This window comes from Acidovorax sp. MR-S7 (genome assembly GCF_000400995.2).
Taxonomy (GTDB): Bacteria; Pseudomonadota; Gammaproteobacteria; order Burkholderiales; family Burkholderiaceae_C; genus MR-S7.
Genome location: NZ_DF238984.1, coordinates 45,309 through 59,384, shown reverse-complemented (window position 1 = coordinate 59,384; position 14,076 = coordinate 45,309). Strand labels below are relative to the sequence as shown.

General features: G+C 70.0%; 15 protein-coding genes. 10 read left to right on the top strand and 5 right to left on the bottom strand.

Annotated features, from left to right (window positions below; translation table 11 throughout):
* The 10 genes from AVS7_RS20410 to AVS7_RS20365 form a co-directional block, all read left to right on the top strand.
* Positions 1 to 305 (top strand): hypothetical protein (locus AVS7_RS20410; RefSeq protein ID WP_020229921.1); only part of this gene is annotated, 305 nt, incomplete at its 5' end.
* Positions 302 to 1,225, top strand: coding sequence for a DMT family transporter (locus AVS7_RS20405; RefSeq protein WP_020229920.1), 924 nt, complete (start codon positions 302 to 304; stop codon positions 1,223 to 1,225). The genes AVS7_RS20410 and AVS7_RS20405, both read left to right, overlap by 4 nt.
* A 24-nt stretch (positions 1,226 to 1,249) precedes the next feature.
* Positions 1,250 to 2,431 carry a PLP-dependent aminotransferase family protein gene (locus AVS7_RS20400; protein ID WP_020229919.1) on the top strand — a complete coding sequence of 394 codons (1,182 nt, stop codon included), beginning with the start codon at positions 1,250 to 1,252 and terminating at the stop codon, positions 2,429 to 2,431.
* Between the two features lie 154 nt (positions 2,432 to 2,585).
* Positions 2,586 to 3,500, top strand: a complete 915-nt coding sequence (locus AVS7_RS20395; RefSeq protein WP_024001955.1) for a PhzF family phenazine biosynthesis protein — start codon at positions 2,586 to 2,588, stop codon at positions 3,498 to 3,500.
* Complete coding sequence (locus AVS7_RS20390) at positions 3,497 to 4,213, top strand: VOC family protein (protein WP_020229917.1); 717 nt, start codon at positions 3,497 to 3,499, stop codon at positions 4,211 to 4,213. Before AVS7_RS20395 ends, AVS7_RS20390 begins: the two co-directional genes overlap by 4 nt.
* Complete coding sequence (locus AVS7_RS20385) at positions 4,210 to 5,196, top strand: threonine dehydratase (protein WP_020229916.1); 987 nt, start codon at positions 4,210 to 4,212, stop codon at positions 5,194 to 5,196. Before AVS7_RS20390 ends, AVS7_RS20385 begins: the two co-directional genes overlap by 4 nt.
* Positions 5,197 to 5,331: 135 nt before the next feature.
* Complete coding sequence (locus AVS7_RS20380; protein ID WP_020229915.1) at positions 5,332 to 6,423, top strand: cyclase family protein; 1,092 nt, start codon at positions 5,332 to 5,334, stop codon at positions 6,421 to 6,423.
* Positions 6,424 to 6,448: 25 nt separating this feature from the next.
* Positions 6,449 to 7,690: an ABC transporter substrate-binding protein gene (locus AVS7_RS20375; protein WP_020229914.1), complete on the top strand. Its 1,242-nt coding sequence runs from the start codon at positions 6,449 to 6,451 to the stop codon at positions 7,688 to 7,690.
* On the top strand, positions 7,687 to 8,802 hold the full coding sequence (locus AVS7_RS20370) for an SDR family oxidoreductase (RefSeq protein ID WP_020229913.1): 1,116 nt from the start codon (positions 7,687 to 7,689) through the stop codon (positions 8,800 to 8,802). The genes AVS7_RS20375 and AVS7_RS20370 overlap by 4 nt, the downstream gene beginning before the upstream one ends.
* A 70-nt stretch (positions 8,803 to 8,872) precedes the next feature.
* A complete protein-coding gene (locus AVS7_RS20365) occupies positions 8,873 to 9,544 on the top strand; it encodes a histidine phosphatase family protein (protein ID WP_020229912.1) in 672 nt (223 codons plus the stop codon).
* A 16-nt stretch (positions 9,545 to 9,560) separates the two neighbouring features.
* On the opposite strand, the gene AVS7_RS20360 is transcribed toward AVS7_RS20365, so the two are convergent.
* The 5 genes from AVS7_RS20360 to AVS7_RS20340 all read right to left on the bottom strand — a co-directional run bounded on the left by AVS7_RS20360 (position 9,561) and on the right by AVS7_RS20340 (position 14,003).
* Positions 9,561 to 10,121, bottom strand: coding sequence for a DUF4276 family protein (locus tag AVS7_RS20360; RefSeq protein ID WP_020229911.1), 561 nt, complete (start codon positions 10,119 to 10,121; stop codon positions 9,561 to 9,563).
* Positions 10,118 to 11,311 carry an AAA family ATPase gene (locus AVS7_RS20355; RefSeq protein ID WP_020229910.1) on the bottom strand — a complete coding sequence of 398 codons (1,194 nt, stop codon included), beginning with the start codon at positions 11,309 to 11,311 and terminating at the stop codon, positions 10,118 to 10,120. Before AVS7_RS20355 ends, AVS7_RS20360 begins: the two co-directional genes overlap by 4 nt.
* 12 nt (positions 11,312 to 11,323) lie before the next feature.
* Complete coding sequence (locus AVS7_RS20350) at positions 11,324 to 12,154, bottom strand: creatininase family protein (RefSeq protein ID WP_020229909.1); 831 nt, start codon at positions 12,152 to 12,154, stop codon at positions 11,324 to 11,326.
* Positions 12,155 to 12,222: 68 nt separating this feature from the next.
* Positions 12,223 to 13,017: an HpcH/HpaI aldolase/citrate lyase family protein gene (locus AVS7_RS20345; protein WP_020229908.1), complete on the bottom strand. Its 795-nt coding sequence runs from the start codon at positions 13,015 to 13,017 to the stop codon at positions 12,223 to 12,225.
* 5 nt (positions 13,018 to 13,022) lie between these two features.
* Positions 13,023 to 14,003 (bottom strand): tripartite tricarboxylate transporter substrate binding protein, encoded by a 981-nt coding sequence (locus AVS7_RS20340; RefSeq protein WP_024001953.1) that lies wholly within the window; start codon positions 14,001 to 14,003, stop codon positions 13,023 to 13,025.
* Positions 14,004 to 14,076 lie beyond the last annotated feature (73 nt).

Sequence of the window (14,076 nt, the reverse complement as noted above, 5' to 3'; positions counted from 1 at the left end):
CCGCCCCCCCCCGCCTGTCCGTGGGCTTCTGGGAAGGCGCGGCGCTGCAGTTCGTGAACATCAAGGCCTGGCTGCTGGCGCTGACCATAGTGGCCGGCTGGATCGTGGGGCGCGAGGACCACCTGCAGCGCCTGGCCATCGTGGTGCCGGTGATGGTGGCCTTCGCCTTCACCAGCAACCTCACCTATGCCGCCATGGGCGCGCTGCTGCGCCACTGGCTGGCGCACGGCCGGCGGCTGCTTTGGTTCAACCGCGCCATGGCCGCCGTGCTGGTGGCGACGGCGCTGTGGATGGTGGCCGCATGACGGCCCGCGCCGCTGCGGCGGAACCCTCCGCCCAGGAATCGCGTGGCCTGCTGCTCGGTCTGCTGGGGGTGGCCATCTTCGCTCTCACGCTGCCCATGACGCGGCTGGCCGTGGGCACGCCCGAGGCGCCGCTGATGTCGGGCCTGTTCATCGCCATGGGCCGCGCGGCCGTGGCAGGGCTGCTGTCGGCCGCGCTGCTGCTGGCGCAGCGCGCCCCGCTGCCCGCGCGCGCCGACTGGTGGCCGCTGGCGGTCACCGCGCTGGGCGTGGTGTTCGGCTTCCCGCTGCTCACCTCGGTGGCCATGCGCCACGTGGGCGCGGTGCACGCGGCGGTCATCATCGGCCTGCTGCCGCTGGCCACCGCCGCCGTGGGCGCGCTGCTGCACCGCCAGCGGCCCAGCACGGCGTTCTGGGCCTGCGCGCTGCTCGGCTCGGCGCTGGTCGTCGTCTTCGCGCTGCTGCGCTCGGGCCAGGACGGGCTGGCACTGCACCCGGCCGACCTGCTGCTGATGGCGGCCGTGGCCTGCGCCGCCGTGGGCTACGGCTATGGCGCGCGGCTGTCCCAGCGCATGCGCGCCGACGCGGTGATCTGCTGGGCGCTGGTGCTGTCGCTGCCCGTCACGCTGCCACTGGGCGCGCTGTCGTGGCCGCGCACGGCGCTGCCGGCGGCGGCCTGGGTGGGGTTCGCCTACGTGGCGGTGTTCTCGATGTGGCTGGGCTTCTTCGCCTGGTACCGGGGCCTGGCCCTGGGCGGCACCGTGCGCGTGAGCCAGGTGCAGCTCGCCCAGCCCTTCATGAGCATGCTGTTCGCCGTGCCCCTGCTCGGCGAATCGCTGGACGCGGTGAGCGTGGGCTTCGGCCTGGCGGTGCTGGCCACCGTGGCCCTCGGTCGGCGCATGCCCGTGGCCCGCGGAAAATAGTGGATTGTTGATGGAGATGACTGAATGACGAACTGGACCCTGGCCGCACGCGCCGAGAAGATGAACCCCTCGGTGATCCGCGAAATCCTCAAGGTGACCGAGAAGCCCGGCATCATCAGCCTGGCGGGCGGGCTACCCTCGCCCAAGACCTTCCCCGTGCGCGAGTTCGCCGAGGCCTGCGCCGCCGTGCTGGGGCAGGATGGCGCCTCGGCCCTGCAGTACGCGGCCAGCGAGGGCTACGGCCCCCTGCGCCAGGCCGTGGCCGACTTCCTGCCCTGGCAGGTCGACCCCGACCAGGTGCTGATCACCACCGGCTCGCAGCAGGGCCTGGACCTGGTCGCCAAGGTGCTCATCGATTCCGGCAGCCGCGTGCTGGTGGAGACGCCTACCTACCTGGGCGCGCTGCAGGCCTTCACGCCGATGGAGCCCCACGTGGTGAGCGTGGCGAGCGACGACGAGGGCGTGGTGGTCGAGGACTTCGCGGCCCAGGCCGGCACGGGCGCGGACAGGGCGCGCTTCATGTACGTGCTGCCCAACTTCCAGAACCCCACGGGCCGCACCATGAGCGACGCGCGCCGCGCCGCGCTGGTGGCCAAGGCGGCCGAGCTGGGCGTGCCGCTGGTCGAGGACAACCCCTACGGCGAACTCTGGTTCGACCAGCCCCCGCCCGCGCCGCTCACCGCGCGCAACCCCGAGGGTTGCATCTACCTGGGCAGCTTCTCCAAGGTGCTCGCGCCCGGCCTGCGCCTGGGCTTCATCGTCGCGCCCAAGGCGGTGCTGCCCAAGCTGCTGCAGGCCAAGCAGGCCGCCGACCTGCACACGCCCGGCTTCAACCAGCGCATGGTGGCCGAGGTGATGAAGGGCGGCTTCCTGGAGCACCACGTGCCCACCATCCGTGCGCTCTACAAGCAGCAGCGCGACGCCATGCTGGCCGCGCTGGAGCGCGAGATGGCAGGTCTCTCCGTCACCTGGAACCGCCCCGACGGCGGCATGTTCCTGTGGGTGCGCCTGCCCGAGGGCATGAGCGCCATCGACCTGCTGCCCGCAGCCGTGGAGCGCAACGTGGCCTTCGTGCCCGGCGCGGCCTTCTATGCCGACGAGGCCGATACGCGCACGCTGCGCCTGTCGTTCGTGACGGCCAGCCCGGCACAGATCGACTCGGGCATTGCCGCGCTGGCCGCCGCTATCCGCGCAAAAACCCCCTGAGCGGCTACGCCGCCTCCCCCTTCTCTCTACGCGCTGCGCGCTACGGGAAGGGGGACGCCGCCCGTGCGGCGGGGCGGCCCTTGCACGGCGGCCCTGGCTGGGGCGCGCCAGTTCCGCAGGTGGTGGGTCATGCATAGCGCTCTGGAAAATTGAAATGAAACAACGCCCCTTCATGCAGGTCGACGTCTTCTCGCCCACGCCCTACCTCGGCAACCCGCTCGCCGTGGTGCTCGATGGCGAGGGCCTCGCCGACGCCGAGATGCAGCGCTTCGCGCGCTGGACCAACCTGTCGGAGACCACCTTCCTGCTGCCGCCCACGCAGCCCGGCGCCGACTACCGCGTGCGCATCTTCACGCCCGGCGGCGAGCTGCCGTTCGCCGGCCACCCCACGCTGGGCAGCTGCCACGCCTGGCTGGCCACAGGCGGCCAGCCCCGGCAGCCCGGCCGCGTGGTGCAGGAATGCGCCAAGGGCCTGGTGCCACTGCGCGTGGACGCGCAGGGCGCCCTGGCCTTCGCCGCCCCTCCCAGCGTGCGCCGCCCCATCACCGAGGAGCAGCTGGCGCCCGTGCTGCGCGCACTGGGCCTGGAGCTCGGCGACGTGCGGGCCTGCCAGCAGCTCGACAACGGCCCCAACTTCTGGGCCCTGCTGCTGGACGACCCGGACCGCCTGCTGGCCCTGCAGCCCGACCTGGCCACGCTGCACGCCCTGGGGGTGGAAGTGGGCCTGGCCGCGCTCTACCCGCGCCCGCCCGTGGCCCTGATCGGCCGCGCCAGCCGCGAGGCGCGCGCCTTCGTGCAGGCCGATTCCTCGTCGCCAGCGCAGCCCGACCTGGAGGTGCGCGTGTTCTTCCGCACCGGCGCCACCGTGCGCGAAGACCCCATCACCGGCAGCTTCAATGCCAGCCTGGCGCAGTGGCTGCTGGGTGAAGGCCACATCCAGGCGCCCTACCGCGCCAGCCAGGGCGTGGCCCTGGGAATGGAAGGACTGGTGCAGGTGGAGCAGGAAGGCGCCACCGTGTGGGTGGGCGGCCACGTGGCCCCCTGCGTGCACGGGGAGGTCTGGCTGTGACCGATGCATCCTGCTGCCCCGGCATCGACCACCTCGTGGTGCTGGCCGCCGACCTGCGCGAAGGCGCCGACTGGTGCCGCCGCACGCTGGGCGTGGACCCGGCCAAGGGCGGCGAGCACCCGCTCATGGGCACGCACAACCGGCTGCTCAATATCTCCAGCCCCGCGCACCCGCGCAGCTACCTGGAGATCATCGCTATCAAACCAGGAGCTGCCAGCGCACGGCCCATGGGCGCGAGACGCTGGTTCGACATGGACGACCCGGCCCTGCACGCGCAGGTGGCCCGCAGCGGCCCGCAGCTCATCCACTGGGTGGCCTGCGTGCCGGACATCGCCGCCTGCCATGCAGTGCTGGCCGCGCGCGGCGTGGAGCGCGGCGAGGTCATCACCGCCAGCCGCCCCACCTCGCTGGGCCTGCTGGAATGGCGCATCACCGTGCGCGAGGACGGCCAGCGGCTCATGGACGGCTGCCTGCCCACACTGATCGAATGGGGCGATCGCCACCCCTGCCACGGCCTGCCCGACAGCGGCGTGCAGCTGCAGTCGCTGCGCCTGCAGCACCCGCAGGCCGCCGCCCTGGCGGACGCCTGCGCCAGCGCCGGGCTGCGGCACGTGCCCGTGGACTGGGCCGGCGCGCCCCGCCTGGCCGCCACGCTGCACACGCCGCTGGGGCCCGTGTGCATCGCCAGCCATCCCACCGAATGCCACCCATGACCGACGCCTCCCTGCCCCTACTTGCCGACATCGAAGACGCCGCACGCACCGTCTACCAGGAATTCCAGCCCACGCCCCAGTACCGCTGGGGCCTGCTCGGCGAACGCCTGGGCACGGAATGCTGGGTCAAGCACGAGAACCACAACCCCGTAGGCGCGTTCAAGATCCGCGGCGGCCTGACCTACTTCGGCCAGATGGCCCAGCGCGGCGCGCTGCCGCGCGAGGTCATCAGCGCCACGCGCGGCAACCACGGCCAGAGCATCGGCTGGGCCGCGCGCCGCCACGGCGTGGCCTGCACCATCGTCGTGCCGCACGGCAACTCGGTGGAGAAGAACGCCGCCATGCGCGCGCTGGGCGTGCAGCTCGTCGAGCACGGCGAAGATTTCCAGGCCGCGCGCGAGCACGCCCTGTACCTCGCCGCCGAGCGCGGCGCCCACATGGTGCCCAGCTTCCATGCCGACCTGCTGCGCGGCGTGGCCACGTACTGGTGGGAGTTCCTGCGCGCCGTGCCGCACATGCAGGTGGCCTACGTGCCCATCGGCCTGGGCTCGGGCGCCTGCTCGGCCGTGGCCGCCAAGCGCGCGCTGGGCCACCGCGTGCGCCTGGTCGGCGTGGTGAGCCGGCACGCCACCACCTATGCCGACTCCTTCGCCGCCGGCCAAGTGGTGGCCGCGCCCGTCAGCACCCGCATCGCCGACGGCATGGCCGTGCGCGTGGCCGATCCGCAGGCGCTGGCGCTGCTCATGCCTCACCTGGACCACCTGGTGCAGGTGGGCGACGGCGAGGTGGCCGCCGCCATGCGCGCCCTGTTCACCGACACCCACAACGTGGCCGAGGGCGCGGGTGCCGCCGCCTTCGCCGCAGCCCTGCAAGAGAAGGATGCGCTGCGCGGGCAGTGCGTGGGCGTGCCACTCACGGGCGGCAACGTGGATGCCGCGCTGTTCGCACAGGTTTTGGCAGACGAAACTCCTGCTCCCGTGTAAGCCGCTTGCGCCAGGGTTTTCCCGGCAATCGATTTCACTGACCAAAATTTCCCGCGCGGCGTTTGACGCGCGGTGCGCCGCACCAACACCATTGCCTCCGCCGCCGCACGTCCATGCGGCGCAGGAGGCAAACGCATGCAGCGATGGAGACAACGCCCCGCCGGTTCCAACTGGGGCGATTTCGGACCCGACGACCAACTGGGCCGCGCCAACCTGATCGGCCCCGAGCAGGTGCGCAAGGGCGCGCTGGAAGTGCGCGAAGGCGTGAGCCTGTGCCTGTCGCTGCCGCTGGACTACCCCGGCGGCAACGGCCTGAACCCGCGCCGCCACCCGCCCGTGCTGCGCCCCACGCGGCGCGGCGACGTGCCCTACGTGAACTTCCCGCTGGGCCACGTGTACGCGGGCGCCACCGACGTGGTCAGCGACGACCAGGTGCTGCTGTCGCTGCAGTACTCCACGCAGTGGGACTCGCTGGCCCACGTGGGCGCGCTGTTCGACCCCGAGGGCGACGGCCGCCTGCGCACCACGTACTACAACGGCTACCGCGGCCACGAGCACATCCTGGGCCCGCAGGACCACGGCCTGCCCGCGCGCGGCGAGGACGGCGCCCCCGCGCGCTACCAGCCCGTGTGCTGCGAGGGCCGCCCGCCGGATGAAAGCGTGGCCCGCGCGCTGGGCGTGGAGCACCTCGCCGTCAAGGGCATGCAGGGGCGCGGCGTGCTCGTGGACCTGGAGCGCGCCTACGGCATGGACTTCCGCGACATCGGCTACGACGAACTCATGCGCGCCATGGAGCTCAGCGGCGCCACCGTGGAGCCCGGCGACATGCTGCTGCTGCGCACGGGCTTCGCCGAGCTGGTGCTGTCCATGCAGCGCCAGCCCGACGCGCACCGGCTGCACCACAGCTGCGCGGCGCTCGATGGCGGCGACGAGAAGCTGCTCGCGTGGATCACCGACAGCGGCATCGCCGCCCTGATCGCCGACAACTACGCCGTGGAGCGCCACCCGCCCCGGCGCGTGCCCGAAGACGGCTCGCCCTACCCCGTTCTGCCGCTGCACGAGCACTGCCTGTTCAAGCTGGGGCTGCCGCTCGGCGAGCTCTGGTACCTCAAGGAGCTGGCCGACCGGCTGCACGCCAGCGGCCGCACGCGCTTCCTGCTCACCGCCCCGCCGCTGCGCCTGCCCGGCGCCGTGGGCTCGCCCGTCACCCCCATCGCCACGCTTTGACCCTCACCACTATCAGGAGACAACCATGCACCCCTCTTCCACCCCCGTCCGCCGCGCCTGCCGCGCGCTGTGCGCCGGCCTCGCCCTGCTGGCCACGGCGGCCGGCGCGCAGAACGCGCAGATCTCCGACGATGTCGTGCGCCTGGGCATCCTCACCGACCTGAACGGCCCGTTCGCCGACATCACCGGGCCGGGCAGCGCCGCGGCGATCCAGATGGCCATCGATGACTTCGGCGGCCAGGTGCTCGGCAAGAAGATCGAGCTGATCGTGGCCGACCACCAGAACAAGGCCGACATCGCGTCGAGCAAGGCGCGCGAGTGGTTCGACACCGGCAAGGTGGACGCGATCATGGACGTGGCCGTCTCCGCCCCTGCGCTGGCGGCACTGGAGATCGCCAAGCAGAAGCAGAAGGTCATCATCTTCAACGGCCCGGGCCTGGACCGCCTCACCAACGACCTGTGCATGCCCAGCACCGTGCACTACGTCTACGACACCTACGCCCTGGCCAACGTGACGGCCAGCGCCATCACCCAGCGCGGCGGCAAGGACTGGTTCTTCGTCACCGCCGACTACGCCTTCGGCCACAGCCTGCAGGAGCAGGCCAGCGCCGTGGTGACGGCCCAGGGCGGCAAAGTGCTGGGCGCAGCCAAGCACCCGATCGGCGCGACCGACTTCGCCTCGTTCCTGCTGAGCGCGCAGAGCAGCAAGGCCCAGGTGGTGGGGCTGGCCAACGCGGGCGGCGACACGGTCAACACCATCAAGGCCGCGCGCGAATTCGGACTGACCCAGGGCAAGAACAAGCAGACCCTGGCCGGCCTGCTCATGTACATCAACGACGTGCACGCCATCGGCCTGCGCACGGCCGCGGGCCTGATGCTCACCGAGGGCTTCTATTGGGACATGAACGACGAGACGCGCGCCTGGTCCAAGCGCTACTTCGAGAAGATGAAGAAGATGCCCAACATGAGCCAGGCGGGCGCCTACTCGTCCACCATGCACTACCTCAAGGCCGTGCAGGCCGCCAAGACCGACGACACCGCCAAGGTCATGGCCCAGATGAAGGCCACGCCCATCAACGACTTCTTCGCCAAGAACGGCCGCATCCGCGAGGACGGGCGCATGGTGCACGACATGTACCTGTTCGAGGTCAAATCCCAGGCCGAGTCCAAGTACCCGTGGGACTACTACAAGCTTGTCGCCACCGTGCCGGGCGACAAGGCCTTCCTGCCGCTGCCGCAGTCCAAGTGCCCGCTGGTGAAAAAATGAGCACGGCCCTCATCGTCGGCGCCACGGGCGTCGTCGGCCAGGCGTGCCTGCGCCACTTCGCCAGCCTGCCCGGCTGGGACGCCATCGGCGTGGCGCGCCGCGCCATCGCGCCGCCGCCCGGCGCGCAAGCCCTGCAGCTCGACCTGCAGGACAGCGCCGCCTGCGCCGCCGCGCTGGGCGGGCGCGACGACATCACCCACTTGGTCTACGCCGCCGTCTACGAGCAGCCCGGCGGCCTGGTGGGCGGCTGGCGCGACCAGGAGCAGATGCGCATCAACCTGGCGATGCTGCGCAACGTGGTCGAGCCGCTGGACCGCCCCGGCGGCCCGCTGCGCCACGTGACCATCATGCAGGGCGGCAAGGCCTACGGCGTACACATCCACCCGCAGATCGCCGTGCCCGCGCGCGAGCGCTGGCCGCGCGACGCGCACGAGAACTTCTACTGGCTGCAGGAGGACTTCCTGCGCGAGCGGCAGGCGCGCTCGGGCGGTGCGTGGCACTTCAGCATCATGCGCCCGCGCATCGTCTTCGGCGACGCCATGGGCAGCCACATGAACCCGATCCCCGCGATCGGCGTCTACGCCTGGCTGCGCCACGAGCAGGGCCAGCCGCTGGCCTACCCCGGCGGCCCGGCGCGCGTGAACCAGGCCATCGACGCCGACCTGATCGCCCAGGCCTGCGCCTGGGCCGCCGAATCTCCCAACGCTCGCAACGAGACCTTCAACCTGGACAACGGCGACGTGTTCGTCTGGCAGAACGTCTGGCCCGCCATCGCCGACGCGCTGGGCATGGCCGCGGGCGCGCCCGAGCCGCAGTCGCTCGCCGCGCTGCTGCCCACGCAGCAGCCGGCGTGGGAGCGCATCGTGGACAAATACCAGCTGGCTGCGCCGCGCGACCTCGCGTCCTTCATCGGCCAGGGCGCGGCCTATGCCGACTTCCAGATGAACCACGGCCGTGAGGGGCCGCTGGCGCCGGTCATCATGAGCTCGGTGAAGATCCGGCAGGCGGGCTTCCACGCCTGCATCGACACCGAGGACATGTTCCGCAAGTGGTTCAGGCGGCTGCAGGAGCGCCGCCTGCTGCCGGACGCGGCCCGGGCGCGCGCCGGGTAGCTACCAAAACCATAGCTCAGGTCACCCGCGTGACAAGCGCTGGCGGACCTTTTGGCCACAATCGCGGCCCATGGGAACCCTCTACCTCGTGCGCCACGGCCAGGCCTCGTTCGGCGCGGACGACTACGACCAGCTGAGCGCGCGCGGCCGCGAGCAGGCGGTGCGCCTGGGCACTTATTGGCGCGAGCGCGGCCTGCGCTTCGACGCCGTGCTCAGCGGCACGCTGCGCCGCCACGCGCAGACGTTCGAGGGCATCGCCGAAGGCCTGCAGGCCGCGCCCGAGCCGCTGTGCCTGCCCGGCCTGAACGAATACGACAGCCATGCCCTGATCCACGCCATCCACCCCGCGCCGCTGCCCCGGCCCGATACGCCCGAGCTGTACCGCCAGCACTTCCGCCTGCTGTGCGACGCGCTGGCGCAGTGGATGGCCGGCACCATCAGCCCCGCCGGCATGCCGAGCTGGGTGGAATTCTCCGGCGGCGTGCGCGACGCGCTGGAACACGTGCGCCAGCGCCATGCGGGGCAGAACGTGCTGCTGGTCTCCAGCGGCGGCCCCATCTCCACCGCCGTGGGCCTGGTGCTCTCAACCCCGCCCGAGGCCACCATCGCGCTGAACATGCGCATCCGTAACAGCGCGGTGACGGAATTCAGCATCAGCCCGAAGCGCCTGATGCTGCAGACCTTCAACACCCTGCCGCACCTGGACACGGACGAGCACCGGGGCTGGGCGACGCACGCCTAACGCAGCCAACGACCCGCTACCGCGCCTGGATCAACCCCAGCAAAGTCCGCCAAAGCACGGCATAGCTGCCCGACGCATTGCGCTGCGGCTGCAGGCAGCGGGAGATACGCCGTGCGCCGTCACGCTTCTGATACCCGGGCACGTGTTTCATCAACTCACGCGATGGACTCTCAAGCACATCAGGAGCCCGGTACTTGGCCAAACGCGCCTGCGCTGCCAGCGCGGGCTTATGGAACGCCTCGGCCACGGCCGCCCAGTCCCCCACAAAAAAAGCTTCCAACTCACGGCATGCGATGCGGATCACTGCGTCCGGCCGTCCGGCATCCACACACAGCTGCCGCAGCCTTTGCTTGATGAGCTTGCAATCCCCACTGTCCTGATCTCGCATGACGATGAACCGGGTGTGCGGGCGCAGCCAGCCGCGCAGCTTGCGGGGCAGCTGTCGCTCCAGATCCTGCTTGCCCTCGAACACCATGAAATGCACCTGGATGCCGCCGGGCGCGGCTGCCGGTAGTACCGCTTCCAGAAAATCACGCGCAGACGGTTCCTCCAGCAGGAACACCACGTGCTCGATCACGGATTGGCTCCCCCGAACAACCCTTGCTTCCACAGGTAGCCCATCTGGTCGCCCTGCTCCATGTAGGCAGCCAGCTGTGGATCATCCGATGCGCGATGAACGCTGGTGTACCCCTCGCGCTTGACGAGCCAGAACACCTCCTCCAACTGCACGGCATTGAGAAAGTCGGGCGAATGGGTGGTCACGAATACCTGGCCCCCGCGCAAGGCATAAGAGCGGAACTCTTCGGCCAGATCCCAGAGCAAGGACGGGTACAACTGGTTCTCGGGCTCCTCGACGCACAGCAATGGGTGCGGCACCGGATCGAACAAAAGCACGAGGTAGGCAAGCATCTTGATCGTGCCGTCCGACACATAACGCGCCAGGAAAGGGTCCTCGAACGCCCCGTCCTGGAACTTGAGAAGAACCCGGCCCTCTTCAGTCGTCTTGGCCTCTACCTTCGTCACACCGGGCACACGGGATTGCAACCTGTCCAAGATGGCGGCGAACACCGTGGGGTGGTGGCGGTACAGGTACTCCACCACGAGCGACAGATTCTCACCCTCGCGCGAGAGATGCTCCGCATAGCCAGCCTCGGCCTCAGGCCGCGCGCGGCTGATGTGAAAGTCCGACAGATGCCAGTTCTCGATCAAGTTGCCCAACGCAACCACCGCAGGAAAACGCTCGAACTGCGCCAACCCCTTGATCGCCAGGATATCCGGGCTCTTGAGGGTCTGCTGCTCACGCCGCAACTGCGTTTCGTCCTGCACATTCTCCATTTCATTCGTCACCGCCTCGCCCGTGCCGTTGGAAAAATCCAAGAACCGCCAAGGCTTGCCGCTGCTGCCGCGCCGGTACTGGAGAATCTCCCTTTCAACCACCGCCCGGCCATCCCGCTCATCGATCCGCAACTCATACGTGATGAGACGCGACCGCCCTTCGGCCAGCGTCGTGCGCAACTTGATCTCGATTTCGATGGGCCCCGCCGTGCCACGGCTGCGAACCTCCGCCAAGCCACGGCTGCCGCCCAGCCGGCCCAACGCCGCGGTGACATTGCTGCTCATCGCATCGCGCAAAAAGGCAAACACCGAAAACAAAGTGCTCTTGCCTGTGCCATTGGCCCCCACCAGCACGCAAAACCGGGGGATGTCGCGCAGCGTCACATCCCGAAACGCACGGAAATTCTTGAGCCGAATGAATTCGATTTGCATGACCACTCTCTTTTATCCAATGTAGCCGTCCGCCACCGTCTCCGGCGGCAGCGCATGCAACTCGCCCAACAGCCGTGCCAGCGCCTCGCCCGCCGCCTGCACCACCGCGCGGCCCTTGTCGGCCGTGGCCGCAGCCGCGTTGCCCACGGCGCCGGCCGGGTGGTAGTCCTCCATGGCCCAGCCCATCTTGGCGCTCTTGCCGTTGCCCAGGATGGCGTGCGCCTCGGCGCGGTCCTGCGAGGTGGAGCGCCAGTCGCGCGCGCGCTCCATGCGCACCGTGCGCGGCGCGAGGTGCAGCATCATCGACGTCTCGATCTCCCCGCCGTGGATGCCGAAGCGGTGCTCCGCGGCGCTGAAGAGGCCCTGCACCTTGTCGGGCAGCGGCAGGCTGAACCAGCTCGCGCTGTACACCAGCAGCCCGTGGCGCTGGCGCAGCTCGCGCGCCACGATGTCCATGGCCGCCACGTTGCCGCCGTGGCCGTTGAACAGCAGCAGCTTCTTCACCCCCGCGCGCTCCACGCAGGCGCCCAGCTCGCACCACAGCGCGATCAGCGTGGCGGGCGAGAGCGTGAGCGTGCCGGGATAAGAGAGATGCTCTGTCGACAGCCCCACGGTCATAGGCGGCAGGAACAGCACCGGCAGATCGGCCGGCAGCAGCGGCAGCGCCGCGCCGATCACGCCCTGCAGCAGCGTGGCGTCCACGTGCAGCGGCAGGTGCGGGCCGTGCTGCTCCACGGCGGCCACGGGCAGCACCGCCACCGTCCGCGCCGCGAGGCCCAAGGCCATGGCCTCGGAAAAATCGTGCGTGGACAGGTCGGACCAGAAACGGGAGGGATGGGGCATGCGCGGATGTTAAGCCCAGCAATACGGCAGTCGCGCAGGCCAGGGGCGCCACCGCCCCGCGTCCGCCGCTAGCGCAACGACGCCAGCGCACCGCGAAACGCGCGCAGCATCAGTTCCCGGTCGGATCCCACGTTGAAGATTCGCGCGCCACGGTCAAGCGCCTGCGCGCACTGGCGGGCAGAGTCCGCCGCACCGGTGTCCCACCTGGCGACATACGGCACGCCCGCCGCATCGGCCTTGCGTGCGAAATCATCGAACAGGGCATTCATCGCCGGCCCATAGCGCCCGCCTTCCAGCGCCATCTCCTGAACGAGATCGAAGCGCCCCAGCACGATGGTGTCGATGCCAGGCACCGCCAGAATCTGGTCGAGCGCGGCCAGCCCTTCGCCGCTCTCGATCAGCAGGGCCACCATGAGGTTCTCGTCGCACCAGCGCGCATAGTCCTCCCACTGCGCGGCCCCTTTGCCACGCGCAGAGCGCACGGTGGGACAGGCGCCGCGGCGCTGCCCTGCGGCAGGGGCGCCAAACTTCGCCGCCGCCACCATGGCACGCGCCTGCGCCGCCGAGCGCACGTCAGGCACGTACACGCCCAGCGCCCCTGCCTCCACGGCACGCCGCACGGCGGTGGCGCAGACCTGCGGCACGCGCACGATGGGAACGATGCCGCTCGCCTCCGCGGCGCGGATCATGTGCACGACGGCATCCATGCCGAAAGAGCCGTGCTCCTCATCGAGGATCACGTAGTCGAGGCCGGCGGCGGCGGCCAGCTCCACGCAGTCCGGACTGTTCGTCTGGATATAGATGCCGGCGATCGGCTCGCCGGCGAGCAGCTTGACCCGCAGGGGATTGGGCGCTGGGAACATGGCTGTCAACGGGCTGCCGGCGCGACGGATTGGGCGATCTTGCGGAAGCGCTCGATTTCCTCGAGCTGCAAGGCACGCATCCTGTCGGCGGCGAGAGGCACGCCTTCCGTCCCCTTGGGGCGGTAGAACTTCTCCACCGTCTCGGGGGCAACCATCACCGCGCGGATGGCCTGTGCCAGCCTGGTCCGGATGTGCTCGGGCGTCTCGGAGCGCACGAAGAAGGCATTCCAGCTGTAGAGCACATAGTCCTGCGCCCCGCTTTCCTGCACCGTGGGCACCTGGGGAAAGTCCGGGCTGCGCTGCTCCCCTGTCACCGCCAGCGCACGCACTTTCCCGTTGCGGATCAGCGTGGAGGCGCCCCCCAGGTCCACCAGGCCCAGATCGACCTGCCCGCCCATCACGTCGGTCAGCACCTGGGCCTGCCCCTTGTAGGGAATATTGGTGAATTTCGACTGCGTGGCACTGGCAAGCCACGACACGGCAAGGCTCAGCGTGGTGGAGAACGTGCCCACGTTGAGCGGCACGTCTCCTTCGCGGGCGCGCCGGAGTACGCTGGAGAGATCGGCATGGGGCGAGCCGGGCCCCGTCACCAGCACATTCATGTTGCGCCCGTAGCCCAGCAGAGGCACGAAATCCTTCACGGGATCGTAGGGAAGGTCCTTGACCAGCACCGCGTTCACGACCGAGGGCGAAATGCCGCCCTGCACCAGGGTGTACCCGTCCGCCGGTGCGGCCTTGGCGGCCGCCATGCCGATGGCCCCGTCGGCACCGGGCTTGTTCTCCACGATGATCGGCTGCCCCAGCATCGGGGCCATCTTCTCCGCGTAGTAGCGTGCCGTGGCGTCGGAGCCGCTGCCGCCCGCGAAGGGAACGATGATGCGGATGGCACGCTGCGGCCAGGCCTGTTCCTGTGCCCAGCCCGCCGAATGCAGCCCCGCCACCAAGCCTGCCGCCGCCATCCACCATTTCGCCATATGTCCTGCCATGTGCCAGTCTCCTTGTGTCGCGTATTGCACGATGGCGAATAGATCACACACCTGCCTGCCGCAGCAAGATGCA